Below are 17440 nucleotides of genomic sequence, written 5' to 3' on the forward strand. Positions count from 1 at the left end.
AGATGGCACCGAGGCGCGGGTCGCAAGAAATCCGGACCGATATTTGCGGCGGGCAGGAAAACGGAAAGTTTCAGGATGAGCAAGGCCATCACAATCATCGTCTGGTTGCTTGTGTCGCTTTGCGTTCTGGCCATCGTCACGATGCCGGTCAGCCTCCAGACGCATCTGGTCGCCACGGCGATCTCGCTCATCCTTCTGGCAACGATCAAAGGCTTTAACGGGCAGGGGGCATGGCGTCTGGTGGCGCTCGGCTTCGGCACGGCCATCGTGCTGCGTTATGTCTACTGGCGCACCACGAGCACGTTGCCGCCCGTCAATCAGCTTGAGAACTTCATTCCCGGCTTCCTGCTCTACCTCGCGGAAATGTACAGCGTCGTCATGCTGGGCCTCAGCCTCGTCATCGTGTCGATGCCGTTGCCTTCGCGCAAGACCCGGCCCGGCTCGCCCGATTACCGGCCGACGGTCGATGTTTTCGTACCGAGCTACAACGAGGATGCCGAGCTTCTGGCCAATACGCTGGCGGCGGCCAAGAACATGGACTATCCGGCCGACAGGTTCACCGTCTGGCTGCTAGACGATGGCGGCTCGGTGCAGAAGCGCAATGCCAGCAACATCATCGAGGCGCAGGCGGCGCAGCGCCGCCACGAGGAGCTGAAGAAGCTGTGTGAGGATCTCGACGTGCGTTATCTAACGCGCGAGCGCAACGTCCACGCCAAGGCCGGAAATCTCAATAACGGTCTCGCCCACTCGACCGGCGAACTGGTGACAGTGTTTGACGCCGACCATGCGCCCGCCCGCGATTTCCTTCTGGAAACGGTTGGTTATTTCGAGGAGGATCCCCGGCTCTTCCTGGTGCAGACGCCGCATTTCTTCGTCAATCCCGATCCCATCGAGCGCAACCTGCGCACCTTCGAGACGATGCCGAGCGAAAACGAGATGTTTTACGGCATCATCCAGCGCGGTCTCGACAAATGGAACGGCGCGTTCTTCTGCGGTTCTGCCGCCGTGCTGCGGCGCGAGGCGCTGCAAGATTCCGATGGCTTCAGCGGTGTCAGCATCACCGAGGATTGCGAAACGGCGCTGGCTCTGCATTCGCGCGGCTGGAACAGCATCTATGTCGACAAGCCGCTGATTGCCGGATTGCAGCCGGCAACTTTCGCAAGCTTCATCGGCCAGCGCAGCCGCTGGGCGCAGGGCATGATGCAGATCCTGATCTTTCGCCAGCCCCTGTTCCGGCGCGGTCTCTCCTTCACGCAGCGCCTTTGCTACATGTCGTCGACGCTGTTCTGGCTGTTTCCGTTCCCGCGCACGATCTTCCTGTTCGCGCCCCTGTTCTATCTGTTCTTCGATCTTCAGATTTTCGTGGCCTCGGGCGGCGAGTTCCTTGCTTATACGGCTGCCTACATGCTCGTGAACCTGATGATGCAGAACTATCTCTATGGCAGCTTCCGCTGGCCGTGGATTTCGGAACTTTACGAATATGTGCAAACGGTCCACCTTCTGCCCGCCGTCGTTTCGGTGATCTTCAATCCGGGCAAGCCGACCTTCAAGGTGACGGCGAAGGACGAATCCATCGCCGAGGCGCGATTGTCAGAGATCAGCCGCCCGTTCTTCGTCATTTTCGCGCTTCTGCTGGTGGCGATGGCCTTTGCCATCTGGCGCATCTATGCCGAGCCTTACAAGGCGGACGTTACGCTCGTCGTCGGTGGCTGGAACCTGCTCAACCTCATCTTCGCAGGCTGCGCGCTTGGCGTTGTCTCGGAGCGCGGCGAAAAATCGGCGTCGCGGCGCATCACCGTCAAGCGGCGCTGCGAGGTCAAGCTCGAGGGTAGCGACGCATGGGTGCCGGCCTCCATCGACAACGTGTCGGTGCATGGTCTGCTGATCAATCTTTTCGACAGCATCACCGCCATCGAAAAGAACACGACTGCGATCGTAAGGGTCAAGCCGCACAGCGAAGGCGTGCCGGAAACCATGCCCATCAATGTGGTCCGGACGGTCCGCAGTGAAGGTTTCGTTTCGATAGGTTGCACCTTCTCGCCGCAGCGCGCCATTGATCACCGCCTGATCGCCGACCTGATCTTCGCCAATTCCGAACAATGGAGCGAGTTCCAGCGCGTACGCCGCAAGAACCCCGGCCTCATTCGCGGCACGGCGATCTTCCTTGCGATATCGCTCTTCCAGACGCAGCGCGGCCTTTTTTATCTGGCCAAGGCACTCCGGCCCGCCTCCAAAATCGTCAAGCCTGCCGGAGTTGTAAAATGACCGGCGGCAAAACGATCAGGAGTTCACTGACAGCGCTGATGTGGGGTGTCGTCGCAACCGGTGCGATGGCGCAGGCCTCACCCTTCGACATGTCGCCGGAAAGGCCTGCCCAGACCGCCCCGGCACCCGTGCCGCCGCCGGCAATTCCCCCGGCTGCGCCACGCCAGCCCTCTATCCAGCCTCCCGTGGCGTTGCAGCCTGCACCCGCGCCGCAACCACCGCTACGGCCGTTAACGCCGCCCGTGGCCATACCGTCGCAGGGTGAGGTTAGGCCCATACCCGTTCAGGCCTCGTCGCCCGCTGCCGATAGCCGTCGTCGTTATATTTTGCCCTATGAAAAGCTCAGCCTTTCCGGCGAGATGGATCGGCGGCAATGGAGCATCTACCTGACGCCCGAGCAGGTGAACGCCGCTGTTTCGCTGAATATCGGCTATCAGAACGCCATCGTGGTCGCGCCGGAAAACTCGAATTTCCAGGTCAGGCTCAACAATGTTCCGCTGGATGCGGCGCGCATCGAGGCGCCTGACAGCGAGGGCAATGTTTCCTTGAAAATTCCGCCCGGCGTCTTGCAGGTCGGCGCGAATATCGTGACGCTCGGCGTGCAGCAGCGCCACAGAACCGATTGCACGATCCAGTCCACCTACGATCTGTGGACCGATGTCAATCCGGCGAACACCTATATCGGCTTTAACGCCGACGTCGCCGGCAACTTCTCCAATATCGACGACATTCAGGCAACCGGACCGGACGCCAAGGCGGCGACGTCGATCGAGATCGTCGCGCCGGCGCTCGGTAATCCGGCATTTGCGGATTCGCTTTTGCGCCTTTCACAGGCGTTGGCGCTGAGAACCCAGATGCCGAACCAGATGATCCGCTTCGTGACGGCCCCGTCTGCCGAACGCAAGGCGGGAACGCTGGTGGTTTTTGTCGGCACTGCGCGCGAGATCGCCGCCATCACCGGAGTGGTGCCGCCGGAAGCATCGGCTGGCGCTTTTGCCGGTTTCGACAGCGCTGCACCGGGCGGTCTCTCTCCACTCCTCGTCAGCGGCCCCACTCCGCAGGCGGTACAGGCGGCGATAGAGACGCTGTTTTCTTCGATCTCGCGCACGCCCGGCACCCAGAGAACGACCTTTTCCACCCGCAGCTGGCATGCGCCGGACGTGCCGCTCGTCATGTCGGACCGCCGCATCGCGCTTTCCGAACTCGGGATAGAGAGCGCCGAATTTGGCGGACGCCGTTTCCGCAACGAGTTTTATGTCGGTATGCCCGCCGATTTTTATGCGTCGGCCTATGGTGAGGCGGCCATGCTGCTTGATGCCGCCTATTCCTCGCAGGTACTGCCCGGCAGCCATATCGATATCTACGTCAATGACGAGATCGCCTCGACGGTGCCGATCTCCAATAATGGCGGCGGCATTTTCCGGCATCTGCCCATCAAGGTGACGATGCGCCACTTCAAGCCGGGGCCGAACAAGATCACCATCGAGGCCGTGTTGATGACGGCGCAGGATCAAGCCTGCGCGCCGGGAGCGCCGGCCAACACGACCCCGCGTTTTGCTTTGTTCGACACATCGGAAATCCATATTCCGAACTACGCGCAGATCGGCCGCAAGCCGGATCTCGCCGCGATGGCAGGTGCCGGGCAGCCCTACAGGTTTGCCGCAAACCCGATTGCGCTGTCGCTTGACCGTTTCGACACCGACACCATGTCAGCGGCGGCGACGCTGGTCAGCCGGCTGGCGAGTGCCGCAGGGCATCCTATCAATGTCGAGACCGTCGCCTCGCCGCTGGTGATCGGCGACCGCGACGCCCTGTTCGTCGGGACGATTTCGCAATTCCCGCAATCACTGATCAGCCAGTTCAATCTTGTCCCTTCCAGCCAGGTATCCTGGAAAATGGGAGCCAGCGTTCAGCCACCTGCGCAGAGCAGCGAAACCCTTTTCAACGACTGGCGGGAAAGGGTGGATGGCGGCATCTGGCAGGGGCAGGTGTCATCCTTCGAGGAGTGGCTGAAGCGGAATTTCGACCTGAGTTCGGAGACGCTGCGTTTCCTGCCGGCAGCCGAGCAGCCCTATGCGCCGCCCGGCAATGTCTCCTTCATGCTGGCGCAGGGTCTCAGCCCCTCCGGTGAAGGGGTGTGGACGCTGGCCACCGCACCGACTTCGGCGGAGCTTCGTGACGGCATGTCGTCGCTGGTGCGCGAAAACCATTGGCGCGACGTCACGGGACGGGTCGCCGCTTACGATGCCGATGCCGAAAAGATCGAAACAGTCGAGGTGGAACAGCCGTATTTCTATGCCACGCGGGCGTTTTCGCTTTCGAACTGGAGGCTGATCGCCGCCAACTGGCTGTCCTCCAATGTTCTTTCCTATTCGCTGGCATTCATCGGGTTCGTGTCGCTTCTGGGCCTCGCCACCTTCGCGATGCTGCGCATGATGGGACGACATCGATGAAGCTTGGTGTTTTAAGACTTGCCGGCATTTTCTGTGTGTTGCTGATGGCGTTGATCGCAAGCACCTCCATCGGCCGTGCCGCATCGGTCTCGCCGGAGGCATGGTCAGCCTATAAAAGCGCGTTCCTCGATCCGGGCGGGCGCATCATCGATACCGGCAACAGCAATATCAGCCATAGCGAAGGCCAGGGTTACGGCATGTGGCTTGCCGTTCTGTCCGAAAACCTTGCCGACTTCGAACTGATATGGAGCTTTACGCGCACCGAACTGCTGGTGCGTGATGACGGGCTTTCTGCCTGGAAATGGGATCCGCGCACCAGACCGCATGTGACGGACATCAACAACGCCACGGATGGCGATATTCTCATCGCCTACGCGCTGGCGCTGGCTGCCGGGCAGTGGAACCGGCAGGATTATGCCGAGGCGTCGGCGGCCATTGCATCTGCCATCCTCAAGAAGACTGTCGTGCAGCGCGGCGGGCGAACGCTGCTTTTGCCGGCCGCCAGCGGCTTTGGCGAGAGCGAGCGAGCGGATGGCCCGGTGGTCAATCCCTCCTATCTGATTTTCGAGGCATTTCCGGTCCTCAATCTCGTCGCACCATCGCCGCTCTGGAAAGCGCTTGCCGACGACGGCGTGGCGCAAATCGGCACGTTTGCTTTCAGCGACAGGAAATTGCCCGCCGACTGGGTGTCGGTGAAGACGAAACCGCAGCCGGCATCGGCTTTTCCGCCTGAGTTCGGTTATAATGCGGTGCGGATACCGCTTTATCTTGCAAGGGCGAAAATGGGTTCGCCGGAACTGCTTACCCGCCTGAAGACTGGCATGACGCTGGAAAGCGGTGCTGCCGGAACCTTCGATCTGAAGAGCGGAGCGGTCAAGGATGTTCTGTCGGATCCCGGCTATCGTATTATTCCGGCGCTTGCGGCTTGCGCGGGTGGCGGCCCTGCCGTTCCTGCCGAGCTTAAAAATTTTCAGCCAACGCTTTATTATCCTTCTACATTGCATCTTCTGGCATTGTCGTTTCTGGTAAGGAATAACGGGGAATGCCGATGAACAAGCCTCTATCGACCTCGGCTCTCATCCTGCTTCTGGTGGCACTCGCCGCCTTCCACTGGCGCGACACCATTCTCGGGCGGGTGTCGGACATGCATACGTCGGCGGTTGGTGACAACCGTGCGGGGCAGCGCATTTCGCCGGCGGCGGCCAATCCGGCGCAGATCAATGCTTTTCTCAAAAATCGCGAGATGGCGCAGCTAACGCAACCCGCGACACCGCCTGTAACGGTGCCGGCGACAGATCCGCAGCCGCAGATACAGACGGACGTACAAATACCACAGCCGCAGATGGCGCAGGCACCAGCACCGCGTGCGACCCAGCCGGCGTCACCCAATATGCCGGAGGTCGATCTGAGCGCCCTGCGGTATTTTGCGGCCAAGGGCGACACCCAGCGTCTTCAGGCCGAAATCGCCCGGCTGCGCACCCTCTATCCCAATTGGACACCGCCTGCCGATCCGCTTGCCATTCCTGCAAACGGCGACCCCAAGCTTGATGCCATGTGGCAGCTCTATACCGACGGCCGTTATGCGGAGGTGAGAAAAGCGATAGCCGACCGCCAGCAAGCGGAGCCCGGCTGGCAGCCGCCCGACAATCTGACCGGCATGCTTGCTCTCGCCGAGGCTCGCCAACGGCTCGTTAACGCGTCCGATCTCAAGCAATATGCGACGGTGGTTGACGCAGCCGCCAACAATCCCGGCCTGCTGACCTGCAGCGAGGTCGATGTCTTGTGGCGGGTTGCCGACGCTTTCGCCAATACCGACCGGATGGGACGGGCGCGGGACGCCTATCTCTACATCCTCAACAATTGCACGACGCCAAGCGACCGGCTCGCCACGGTGCAGAAGGCATCTGCGCTCCTGCCGATGGAGATGATGGGTGACTTGCTGGCCAAGGAAAAGCCCGGTGCTGATGGTCAGCTGGAGTTCGACCCGGTCAAGAACGATCTCGCCCGCCAGTTCGTGGCGAAGGCGGGAGAGAAAGAGGGCATTTCCGTTCCTTCTGCCTACGTGATGCGGCTTGAGAGGCTTGCGGAGACCGACAAGCTTGCAAGCGACGCCCTGCTGCTCGGCTGGTACAATATTCGCCAGAAGAACATGATGGAGGCGGAAAAGTGGTTCCGTAAGGCGCGGGACGAAGAAGACAGCGCGTCGGCATCGCAGGGTCTTGCACTGGCGCTGATCGACCGCAACGAGCCGCGTGAAGCCGAGGACGTCATGTATAAATGGCGCACCGCTTCCGACGATGCGCTTGCGACCTATCTTGCCGCAACGGCCAATCTTCTGGCGCTCGAACCGCCTGTCGTGCTGCCGCCGGAGGTGTTGCAACGCATCGCCGCGGAAACGGTAGCCCGCAAGGATGCGGCGACCGCGCAGCAATTCGGCTGGTATTCGCTTGCTTTCCGGCAGACGCCACTCGCCTTGCAATGGTTCAGCACAGCGCTTGGCTGGAAGGGGGATGACGAGCCGTCGGCCTATGGCATGGCGGTCAGCTATCACGATTTGCGCAATCTGGCTGGTCTGCGTGGCATCCAGCAGCAATGGGCTAGCCGTTCGCAGCGCATCGCCGATGTGGGAACGGCACGCATGGTCGACCAGTCAGGGCAGCCGATGGCGCCCGTAACCGCACCGCCTGTAGCTGCGACTACACCGGCTACGGCACCTGCACCCTATGTGCCGCAGGGCGAGACGGCGGTGGTTTACAGCCAGACAGCTGTCCAGCAGCCCACCCCGGAACCTTCGCGCAAGCAGGCGCGTCTGCCGGCACAGACGCAGAGAATGACAAGCGCCGCGTCGCGTCCTCGTTCCTGCGCGGTCTATCCCAATCCACAGCGCCTGCCGGCGCAGCAGGCGCTTGATCTTGGCTGGTGCCTTATGGGGACGAACCGGCCGGCGGAAGCCCTTAAGGCTTTCGAATCCGCTATCGAAGGCGGCCAGTCGACTGTTAAAAGCGACGCCGCCTATGGCCAGAGTCTTGCCTATCTGCGCATGGGGCTGACGGACCATGCCGCCGTCTCGGCGACGAAATCGCGCATGGACCGCCCGCGGGCAACGGAATTGCAGGTCTCGATCCTGGCGGACAGGGCGGTTTCCGCCTTCCAGTCGAAACGTTATGCGGAAACGCTCCTCCTGCTCGACCAGCGGGCGCGGCTTGCCGATGAGCGCAGCGATCTGATGGTGCTGCGCGGTTATTCCTTCCTTGCCATGCGCCGTTATGCTGATGCCGCCCAGATTTTTGAAAGCCTCGCTTCCATCGGCAATCAGGACGGTATCAAGGGACTGTCGGCGGTGCGCGCCGCCCGGCCGAGCAACGGCCCGCAGGGCGGCGGCTGATTTTATCGCGTGTCGGTGAGGTTGCGGATGATCCGCATGAAGATGCGCGCGCCGATGTCGATCAGCCCATCGGGAAAGTCGTAGTCGGGATTGTGCAGGTTGGGGTAGTCCTTGCCTGAGCCCAAAAAGAACATGGCGGATGACGAGACGGCGCGGAACCGGCCGAAATCCTCCGACGCCCGCATGGGCAGGCCTTCGGAACTGTGGGCAATTTTCTCTTCATCCAGCGCCCGCAGGATATGGTCGACGGCCTCTGGCGCGTTTTCGCAATGCAGGAAAATATCGTCATAGGCGATGTCGAGCGTCAGGTTCTGTTCGCCGGCAACCTTTTTCGCCAGCGCCTCCGCGTCTGCGCAGAGCTTCTCCATCCGGTCGTCGGTCAGCGTTCGGAGCGTCGCCCAGATTTCCGCGTCAGCCGGGGAAATGCCGAAGGCCGCTTCGCCCATGACTGCGTGGGTGATCGTCACCATCGAAAAATCGGGTTGCGGTGGGAAGCCGGAGCCGAGATCTGTCAACGCTGGCATCAAGTCAGATATCGCCCGCATCGGCGAAACGCCGTGCTCCGGCGATGAGGCGTGCGCGGTCTTGCCGGAGAGGCGGATCTTTATGCCCCTTGAGGCGCAGTTGACCGGCCCTTCCACCACGCTGACATGGCCGAACGGTAGGCCGGGAAGATTGTGCAGCGAGAAGGAATAATCCGGCTTTATCTCGCCAAAGCGCGGATCGGCGATGACGGCCGCCGCGCCCGCACCGGTTTCTTCCGCCGGCTGATAGAGCAGGATGACGCTGCCGGTTTCGGGACGTTGACGCGACAGGCCGAGCGCCAGCGCTGTCAGAATGGTGGAATGGCCGTCATGACCACAGAGATGGCCCTTGCCGTCGGTGCCGGAGCGGTATTCGGTCTCGCTCTTCTCCTGAATGGGCAGCGCATCGAGTTCCGACCGGATCAGGATCGCCGGGCCACTTTTTCCGCTGTCATAGACCGCAGCCATGCCGTGGCCGCCAAGATCGGCAAAAACCCGATCGGGTTTTGCTCGCTCGAGGAAGGTACGGATACGTCGCGCCGTTTCCTTCTCCTCGCCGGAAATTTCCGGATGGCGGTGCAGATCATGGCGCAGCTCAATGAGATCGAGCATATCCCTGTTGGTCAGAAACATATAAAATCCTTGCAAGTCGTCCGGCCGGGTTTTCCTGCCGCAACTTACAGATCATTGCCTTCAATGCAAAACCTTTGGCGGGTGCCAGCGCTTGCCCGTTGTTTTTGGCTTGGCGGCAAGCGCAATGGCATCGGCCGGGAGCGGAACCCTTGCTTTTTCCAGTTCCAGCCGGGCAAGGGCCGCACGCGCTTTTTCGGCATATTCCAGATGCGTCGCATCGTCCGAATGATAGTGCTGCAGCCTGTCGAGGATTTCGGCGGCTTCCACGGTTCGTCCGGCGGCGATGAGCGCCACGGCGCATTTATAGAGCGCCTCGCGGTGGAAGGGTGCACGATTGGTCACCTGACGGAATGCTTCGGATGCCTCGTGGTACTGCCGTTGCGCCAATCGCGCCTCGCCGACGCGCATCCACAGCAGAACCGGGTCCTGACCGCTGCCGAGAAGTCCGAGGAAAGCGATTTCCGCTTCCCTGAACTCACCCCGGTCGAATGTCAGGTTGGCCAGCCCGAATTGTGCGCCGAGATGATCGGGTGCCGCCGCCAGTACCTGAGCAAAGGCGATGTTAGCCGCGGCCTTCTTGCCGGTCTTGTATAGTTTGAGGCCCTGTTGGTAGACGAAGCCTATGCTGCGTGGGTGGAGTTTGCCGCCGAGATTGTCGCCGGAGCGGGTGCGAAACAGCGTGCAGCTCAGCTTCTGCTCCTCCGGTCCGAAGAAATATTTGTACGGCTCGTTGCCGCGCAGGAAATCATAGGTCTTGAAACCCTGCTCGATGGCCCTGCGGATGCAGTGCCCGTGCAGCACGAGGCCGGGTGAGGGGGTCTTCCAGTTCTCATCGCGTCCGGTGATGTAGAACAGAACGGATTTTTTCTGCCGGTCGATGATGTTGGCAAGCGCTCCGAGTGGCTGGTCGCCGAACCACAGGACCGGCACTTCCAGATCGCCGCGAATATAGCAGTCCATCAGCATTTGCCGTGTTGCACCGATCAGGAGTTCCGTGCGCTCCTTGCCCTTGTAAGGCGCCCAGCGGATGCGCCAGAAATCGAACAGGATGTCCATGTCCCGCTTGATCGTTTCCTTGGTCGCGAAGGTGATGCGATATTCGTCGCCGCCTTCCACCTTTCTCATGAAACGTCGTAGCTTCTGCCGTGTCTGGCTGCTCATGTGGCTGTCGAGATAGCCGTCGAACGTGTCCGGAAGGTTCACGACCGGGCAGATGCAATTGTTGATGTTGTAGGGGTTGGTCGGCATGTTGTCGCGGAACATGACGAGCGGCCCCTGAAGCGCGTGGACCATCGCGTCGCGGCGCTCCGGCGGACCGCAAAGATAGTCGAGCTTGAGTTCGGTCCAGTTCTGCTGCCGTATATAGGAACAGAAACCGGCCACGGCGTGATGTTCATATTCCGGCAGGCCGATGAAGCCGGCGTAGTCCGCCGCCGCATTGCCGGCCATGACGATACTGTCGTGGAAGCGGCCGGTTTTCTTGTCCGGCTCGGTAACGATACGCAGCGGGAAAAACGCCACATAGGGTGATCCTTCCGGGCGTTCCCTCAGCGCCAGAATGAACCAGCGCTTGCGGCGCGGCATGTAATCCCGCAGCCAGCCCCAGGACAGGAAATGCCGGGCGTAGGGATCGGCCATGAACACCGCATCCCAGTTTTGCCGGATCGCCTCGAAGCCGGCGTCGGTGTCGATGATGTCGATACGCATTCTTGCCCCCTCCCAATACTGATCACACATTCGGGAGGCTTCATTTTATGGGCAAATGGCTGGCTTCAAATATTCCCTTCGGGTGAAAGGCTTATATCAAATGGGATTAGCCCGTGGCGCGGGTCCCATCCGTGCGCCGCGACAAAATAGCCCTTGTCAGCGGGTGGCAGCACTCTAACATGCGGGCTGAATGCGTGGCCGGCTCAACGGTTCGCATGGCACAGGAGTTCTCGTATGGCTGTTCCTTTTATGCTTCTGACCGGCGCCAGCCGCGGAATAGGGCATGCCACCGTCAAGCTGTTTCAGGAAAAAGGCTGGAGAATCCTCACCGTGTCGCGGCAACCTTTTTCGGAGGAGTGCCGCTGGCCATCTGCTCGCGAGAGCCACATCCAGGCTGATCTCGAGGACCTGTCCCGTATCGATGATCTGGCCGACGAAGTGCGTTCGCGCCTGCCGGAAGGAAAGCTTGCCGCACTCGTCAACAATGCCGGTATCTCGCCGAAGGGGGAGGGCGGAAGCCGTCTCGGCGTTGCCGATACCACGGCGGAGATATGGACACGGGTGCTCAACGTCAATCTCGTTTCGACGGCGCTTCTCGCCCGCGCGCTTCTGCCGGAACTGGAGGCGGCGAAAGGCTGCATCGTCAACGTCACCTCCATTGTCGGTTCGCGGGTGCACCCTTTCGCAGGCGTGGCCTATGCCGCCTCGAAAGCGGGTCTTGCGGCGCTGACTCGCGAGCTGGCGCATGAATTCGGCCCGCGCGGTGTGCGCGCCAATGCGATTGCGCCGGGTGAAATCAACACCGCGATCCTCTCTCCCGGAACTGCCGAGCTGGTGGAGGCGCAGGTGCCGCTCGGGCGGCTCGGCACCACTGCGGAGGTGGCGCAGACCATTCATTTCCTCTGCTCGGAGCAATCGAGCTACATCAACGGCGCGGAAATTCTCATCAATGGCGGCCAGCACGTCTGACGCTTCAGCCCATCCAACCGAAACGGAGCCTTTTTACCCATGACCATCCTGCCGAATTCCGTCGAGGCACGTGATATCGCCTACCAGATGCACCCGAACGTCAACCTGCGCAAATTCGAAAAGACCGGCGGTCTGGTGATTGAAAGCGGCGAGGGCATCTATGTCACTGATAGCAGCGGCAAGCGCTACATCGAGGCGATGGCGGGGCTGTGGTCGGTGGCGCTCGGTTTCGGTGAAAAGCGGCTGGTGGAAGCGGCGACGAAACAGATGGAGAAGCTGCCCTATTACCACACCTTTTCCTACAAGACGCATGGCCCGTCCGTCGACCTTGCCGAAATGCTGATCAAGCTTGCGCCGGTGCCGATGTCGAAGGTGCATTTCACCTCATCGGGGTCCGAGGCGAATGATCTTGCCGTCAAGATGGTGTGGTATCGCTCCAATGCGCTGGGCAAAAAGGACAAGAAGAAGATCATCGGCCGCGTCAAGGGTTACCATGGCGTCACGATCGCTTCCGCCTCGCTTACCGGTCTGCCGCGCAATCATGAAAGCTTCGATCTGCCGCTGGAGCGCATGCTGCATACGGCCTGCCCTTCCTATGTGCACTTCGGCAGGGACGGCGAAAGCGAAGCGGATTTCACCGCGCGTATCCTGAAGGAACTGGAGGATATGATCCTCAGCGAAGGCCCCGACACCATCGCCGCCTTCTGGGGTGAGCCGGTGATGGGTGCCGGCGGCGTTCTTCTGCCGCCTGAAGGTTATTGGGAGGGCGTGCAGACGATCCTGAAGAAATACGACATTCTGCTTGTCGTGGACGAGGTGATCTGCGGCTTTGGTCGCACCGGCAAGATGTTTGCCTGCGAGACCTATGGCATCAAGCCGGATGTGCTTGTCGTTTCCAAGCAGATATCCTCATCCTACATGCCGCTTTCGGCGCTCATCATGAACGACGATTTCTACCAGCCGATCGCCGACGAGTCCGACCGCATCGGCTCCTTCGGGCATGGTTATACCGCATCCGGTCACCCGGTCGCGACGGCGGTGGGTCTGGAAAACCTGAAGATCATTCAGGAGCGTGATCTGGTCGGCAATGTCGCGCGGCTGGAAGGAAAGTTCCTCGATCATCTGAAGGCACTTGCCGATCACCCGCTTGTGCATTCTGCGCGCGGCGTCGGTCTTCTCGGTGCTCTGGAAATAAAGCCCTGGGAGGGCACGAAGCCGGGCGACGCGACGCTCGCCATTGCCGCAGGTATTGAGGAAGAAGGCGTGATCACTCGCCCGATCGGCGAATCCATCTGCTTTTGCCCGCCGCTGATTATCACGTCCGAACAGCTGGACGACCTGTTTGCGGGCGTGAAGTGCGGTCTCGACAAGGTAGCAGCCGCACGCGGCTGATGGCGTTGACCATTGTACCGGCCGGTTTGTCCGGCCGGGCATTGCTGTTCGCTAACCTATCCCCGGTACGCCACGAGCACCGCGCCGCAGGCGATCAGCGCCACGCCCAGCCAGTTGGGCAGAGACAGCTTTTCCCCCAGAAACAGAACCGCGAAGACGGCGACGAAGACGACACTGAGCTTGTCGATGGGGGCGACGCGGGCGGCATCGCCGATTTTCAACGCCCGGAAATAACATATCCACGACGCGCCGGTCGCCAGACCCGACAGCACGAGAAAGATCCAGGTCCGGGCCGATATGGTGGAGGGCTGCTGCCAGTTGCCGGTGACATAAACCATCAGGCCCGCAGCGGCGATGATGACGATGGTGCGGATGAAGGTGGCGAAATCGGAATTGACGTTTTCGATGCCAATCTTCGCGAAAATGGCGGTCAATGCCGCAAAAGCTGCCGATAACAGCGCCCAGAATTGCCAGGCCAGAAACAGGTTCTTCATGCGGGCCTACTCCGTTCTTCGCATTCGTTTTGCTCGATCTGGCCTACAGCATCGGCAGGGCGATAAAAACTGTTTTCCGCAGTTGTTGAGACTTCAAACGATGAAAGGCCGGCGCATCGATCCGATGCGCCGGCCTTCATGCGAGAGCCTGCCCGGACAGAACCGAGACAGGCTGGACCTTGGGAGGTCGTGTTTATTCGGCGGGCTGAACCGAAGCCGGAAGCGAAGCCACATCGGCGATGCCGGTGAATTCTTCCTTGCCGCTCAGCACTCGGGCGAGCTGCTCCTCATCCAGTTCACCTTCCCAGCGGGCAACAACGATGGTTGCCACCGCATTGCCGACGAAGTTGGTGAGTGCGCGGCATTCCGACATGAAGCGGTCGATGCCGAGGATCAGCGCCATGCCGGCAACCGGAACCGAAGGTACGACGGAGAGCGTTGCGGCCAGCGTGATGAAGCCTGCGCCGGTGATGCCAGCCGCGCCCTTGGACGAGAGCATTGCCACGAGCAGCAGCAGGATCTGTTCGCCGAAGGACAGGTGAATACCTGTCGCCTGCGCGATGAAGAGAGCCGCCAACGTCATGTAGATGTTGGTACCATCGAGGTTGAAGGAGTAACCGGTGGGGATGACGAGACCGACGACAGAACGCTTGCAGCCCGCTTTTTCCATCTTGCTCATCAGGCCCGGCAGGGCGGCTTCAGAGGACGAGGTGCCGAGAACCAGCAGCAGCTCTTCCTTGATGTAGCGGATGAGGGCGACGATGGAGAAGCCGTTATAACGGCAGACGGCGCCGAGAACCACGAACACGAACAGTGCTGACGTGATGTAGAAGGTACCGATCAGCATGGCGAGGTTGGTGACGGACGAGATGCCGTATTTGCCGATGGTGAAGGCCATGGCGCCGAAAGCACCGATAGGGGCGGCCTTCATCAGGATCGCGACCAGCTTGAAGATTGGATACATCATGGCATGCATGAAATCGGTGACGGGCTTGCCCTTTTCGCCGACGATGCCGAGCGCGATGCCGAACAGCACGGAGAAGAACAGCACCTGCAGGATATCACCGCTGGCGAATGCACCGACGATGGTGGTCGGGATGATGTTCATCAGGAAGCCGGTGATGGTCTGCTCATGTGCCTTGTCGGCGTAGGTCGCGACAGCCTTGGCATCCAGCGTGGACGGATCGATGTTCATGCCGGCGCCCGGCTGCACGGTGTTGGCGACGATGAGGCCAACGATGAGCGCGAGCGTTGAGAACACCAGGAAGTAGATCATGGCCTTGCCGGCAACGCGGCCAACCTTCTTCATGTCGTTCATGCCGGCGATGCCGGTTGCGACGGTGAGGAAGATGACGGGAGCGATGATCATCTTGACGAGACGGATGAAGCCGTCGCCGAGCGGCTTCAGCTGCTCACCGAAAGCCGGATAGAAATGGCCGAGCGCGATACCGGCGATGATGGCGACCAGAACCTGGAAATACAGGTGCTTGTAGAATGGCTGCTTGGCGTGGCCTGCGGCCACGGCTGTCGTATCGATCATGTTTTTTCCTCCTCGGTCTCACCCTGCCTTAATTGGCCTCCCGGGATCGCCGTGTCGTTGACGGCTTCGCGCCGATTGAGGAGTCATGTGCAATACGCATGCCAGACTTGCTTATTTGGTGTAACTGGCTGATTTAAAAAGTACTTTTTATTGATGCTGTGCCGGCTCACAGGCATTTGTGTAGATATCCGGACAAAATCCCTTGTGATTTGTGTGTAAATCCGCACAATTGCCGTATGACCCATGAAGAGCAGGCATCTCATTCCCAGGCAAAACGGCGGGCACAGTGGCTGGCTCTGGCCGGCCTGTGGCTGCTCGTCAGTCTTGGCGTTTTTCTGGTCGCCGATGAGTTTGCCCGTACGCAGGCGATGCGGACGACGGGGCTTGAAGCTTCCACGGATGCGGAACTCAAGATCGCGCTTCTGAATGTCGCGCTGGAGCGACCCAGAGCCATTCCGCTGGTTCTGTCCGGTGATCCCGATCTTACCGCGGCGCTGGACGGCGGTGGTGCGCCCGCCATCGACCGGCTGAACCGCAAGCTGGAGGGGCTGATCGAAGGCACGCAATCCTCGGTGATCTACGTGACCGGGCCGGGTGGGTTGACCATCGCCTCCAGTAACTGGCGGCAGGACGACAGCTTCGTCGGCTCCAATTATGCCTTCCGCGAATATTTTCAGGCGGCGATGAAAACCGGCATGTCCGAGCATTATGCGCTCGGTAACGTCAGCCGCCGTCCGGGTCTTTACATCTCCCGTCGTATCGACGCCGCCGACGGGCGACCGCTTGGGGTCGTCATCGCCAAGGTCGAGTTCAACCGGCTGGAAGCAGACTGGAACATTGGTGGCAGGCCGGTCTATGTGGTTGATGGTAACGGTGTCGTGCTGATGACGAGCGTGCCGGAATGGCGCTTCAAGACTGTTGCGCCGATTGACGAGGCGCGGCGGAAAGCCATTTCCGAAAGCCTGCAATTCGGTAACGAAGCGCTTTCGACGTTGCCGTTCCGGGCATCGCGGCCGCAGCAGGATGGCGTTCCGCTTGTCCATGTCGACGAACCCGCACGCGAGCGCGGTGATTATCTGCGGCTGGAAGTGCCGGTGCCGACGACCTCATGGACCCTGCATTATCTTCAACCGGTGGCACCGGCGCTGAACGCTGCCATCCGCGAGGGCAGGGTGGTGGCGCTGGCGACGCTGATGCCGCTGATGGCGCTTTCGGCACTTTGGCTGTGGCGCAGGCACAAGGCCCTCAAGGAAAAGGAAGAGGAACAGCGCGCCCGCACTGAACTGGAAATGAAGGTGCAGGAGCGGACCCGCGACCTGACGAAGACCCGCGACCATCTGCAGGCTGAAATCGCCCTGCACGAAAAGACCACCGGCGAGTTGCGCAATGTTCAGCACGAACTGGTGCAGGCCAACCGCCTCTCGATTCTGGGGCAGGTGGCGGCGGGTGTGGCGCACGAGATCAACCAGCCGGTCGCGACGATCCGCGCCTTTGCCGACAATGCCCGCACCCTGCTGAAACGCGACCGCATGTCGGAGGCCGACGAAAATCTCGAAAACATCGCGGCGCTGACCGAGCGTATAGGCACCATTACCGGCGATCTGAAGATATTGGCCCGCAAGGGCCGCACCGCCGCCGAGCCGGTCAGCCTCAAACTTGTCATCGAAGGCGCGGTCATGCTGTTGCGCAGCCGTTTTTCCGGCCAGATGGATGCGCTTGATATCGTGTTGCCGGATCAGGATCTGAAGGTGCTCGGCAGCCGCATCCGGCTGGAGCAGATCCTCATCAACCTTCTGCAAAACGCGTTGGAAGCCACTGAAGAGATTGGCTCCGCCCGCGTCGAGGTGCGTGTGCGCGAGGAACGCGACATGGTGGTGCTTTCGGTTAGCGACAATGGCACGGGCATTCCCGAAGCCATCCGCGCCCAGCTTTTTTCGCCCTTTAACACCTCCAAGGAAAGCGGCCTTGGTCTTGGTCTCGTCATCTCCAACGATATCGCCTCCGACTATGGCGGTCGTATCGAGGTGACGAGCAGCGGGGCGGGTACGTCTTTTTCCGTATATCTGAAGCGAGCATGA

At 60.8% G+C, this 17440-nt stretch carries 11 protein-coding genes; 7 read left to right on the plus strand and 4 right to left on the minus strand.

Annotated features, from left to right (window positions below; all coding sequences use genetic code 11):
* Positions 1 to 75 precede the first annotated feature (75 nt).
* Genes bcsA through RBH10_RS07965 form a run of 4 tightly spaced genes read left to right on the plus strand, consistent with a single transcriptional unit; the run spans position 76 to position 8103 of the window.
* Entirely contained in the window at positions 76 to 2265 is a 2190-nt protein-coding gene (gene bcsA, locus RBH10_RS07950; RefSeq protein ID WP_281037520.1) for a UDP-forming cellulose synthase catalytic subunit, read from the plus strand.
* Positions 2262 to 4718 carry a cellulose biosynthesis cyclic di-GMP-binding regulatory protein BcsB gene (locus RBH10_RS07955; protein WP_281037519.1) on the plus strand — a complete coding sequence of 819 codons (2457 nt, stop codon included), beginning with the start codon at positions 2262 to 2264 and terminating at the stop codon, positions 4716 to 4718. The genes bcsA and RBH10_RS07955 overlap by 4 nt, the downstream gene beginning before the upstream one ends.
* Positions 4715 to 5770: a glycosyl hydrolase family 8 gene (locus tag RBH10_RS07960; RefSeq protein WP_281037518.1), complete on the plus strand. Its 1056-nt coding sequence runs from the start codon at positions 4715 to 4717 to the stop codon at positions 5768 to 5770. Before RBH10_RS07955 ends, RBH10_RS07960 begins: the two co-directional genes overlap by 4 nt.
* Positions 5761 to 8103 (plus strand): cellulose synthase, encoded by a 2343-nt coding sequence (locus RBH10_RS07965; protein ID WP_281037517.1) that lies wholly within the window; start codon positions 5761 to 5763, stop codon positions 8101 to 8103. Before RBH10_RS07960 ends, RBH10_RS07965 begins: the two co-directional genes overlap by 10 nt.
* A 2-nt stretch (positions 8104 to 8105) precedes the next feature.
* On the opposite strand, the gene RBH10_RS07970 is transcribed toward RBH10_RS07965, so the two are convergent.
* Both RBH10_RS07970 and RBH10_RS07975 read right to left on the minus strand, forming a co-directional pair.
* Complete coding sequence (locus RBH10_RS07970; RefSeq protein WP_281037516.1) at positions 8106 to 9260, minus strand: amidohydrolase; 1155 nt, start codon at positions 9258 to 9260, stop codon at positions 8106 to 8108.
* Positions 9261 to 9320: 60 nt separating this feature from the next.
* Positions 9321 to 10967, minus strand: a complete 1647-nt coding sequence (locus RBH10_RS07975) for a GNAT family N-acetyltransferase (protein ID WP_281037515.1) — start codon at positions 10965 to 10967, stop codon at positions 9321 to 9323.
* A gap of 234 nt (positions 10968 to 11201) precedes the next feature.
* Between RBH10_RS07975 and RBH10_RS07980 the strand changes: the two genes are divergently transcribed.
* Complete coding sequence (locus tag RBH10_RS07980; RefSeq protein WP_045020786.1) at positions 11202 to 11936, plus strand: SDR family NAD(P)-dependent oxidoreductase; 735 nt, start codon at positions 11202 to 11204, stop codon at positions 11934 to 11936.
* A gap of 39 nt (positions 11937 to 11975) precedes the next feature.
* The gene (locus RBH10_RS07985; RefSeq protein WP_281037514.1) at positions 11976 to 13328 is read left to right on the plus strand and encodes an aspartate aminotransferase family protein; all 1353 of its coding nucleotides are present in this window, start codon (positions 11976 to 11978) and stop codon (positions 13326 to 13328) included.
* Between the two features lie 56 nt (positions 13329 to 13384).
* Here the strand turns inward: RBH10_RS07985 and RBH10_RS07990 are convergent, their stop codons facing one another.
* Both RBH10_RS07990 and RBH10_RS07995 read right to left on the minus strand, forming a co-directional pair.
* Positions 13385 to 13822 carry an EamA family transporter gene (locus RBH10_RS07990; protein ID WP_281037513.1) on the minus strand — a complete coding sequence of 146 codons (438 nt, stop codon included), beginning with the start codon at positions 13820 to 13822 and terminating at the stop codon, positions 13385 to 13387.
* Positions 13823 to 14015: 193 nt separating this feature from the next.
* Complete coding sequence (locus RBH10_RS07995; protein ID WP_045020780.1) at positions 14016 to 15362, minus strand: dicarboxylate/amino acid:cation symporter; 1347 nt, start codon at positions 15360 to 15362, stop codon at positions 14016 to 14018.
* A 236-nt stretch (positions 15363 to 15598) separates the two neighbouring features.
* On the opposite strand from RBH10_RS07995, the gene RBH10_RS08000 reads away from it, so the two are divergent.
* Complete coding sequence (locus tag RBH10_RS08000; protein WP_281037512.1) at positions 15599 to 17440, plus strand: sensor histidine kinase; 1842 nt, start codon at positions 15599 to 15601, stop codon at positions 17438 to 17440.

This window comes from Rhizobium sp. AN73 (assembly GCF_030757975.1).
In the GTDB taxonomy this organism is placed as follows: domain Bacteria; phylum Pseudomonadota; class Alphaproteobacteria; order Rhizobiales; family Rhizobiaceae; genus Agrobacterium; species Agrobacterium arsenijevicii.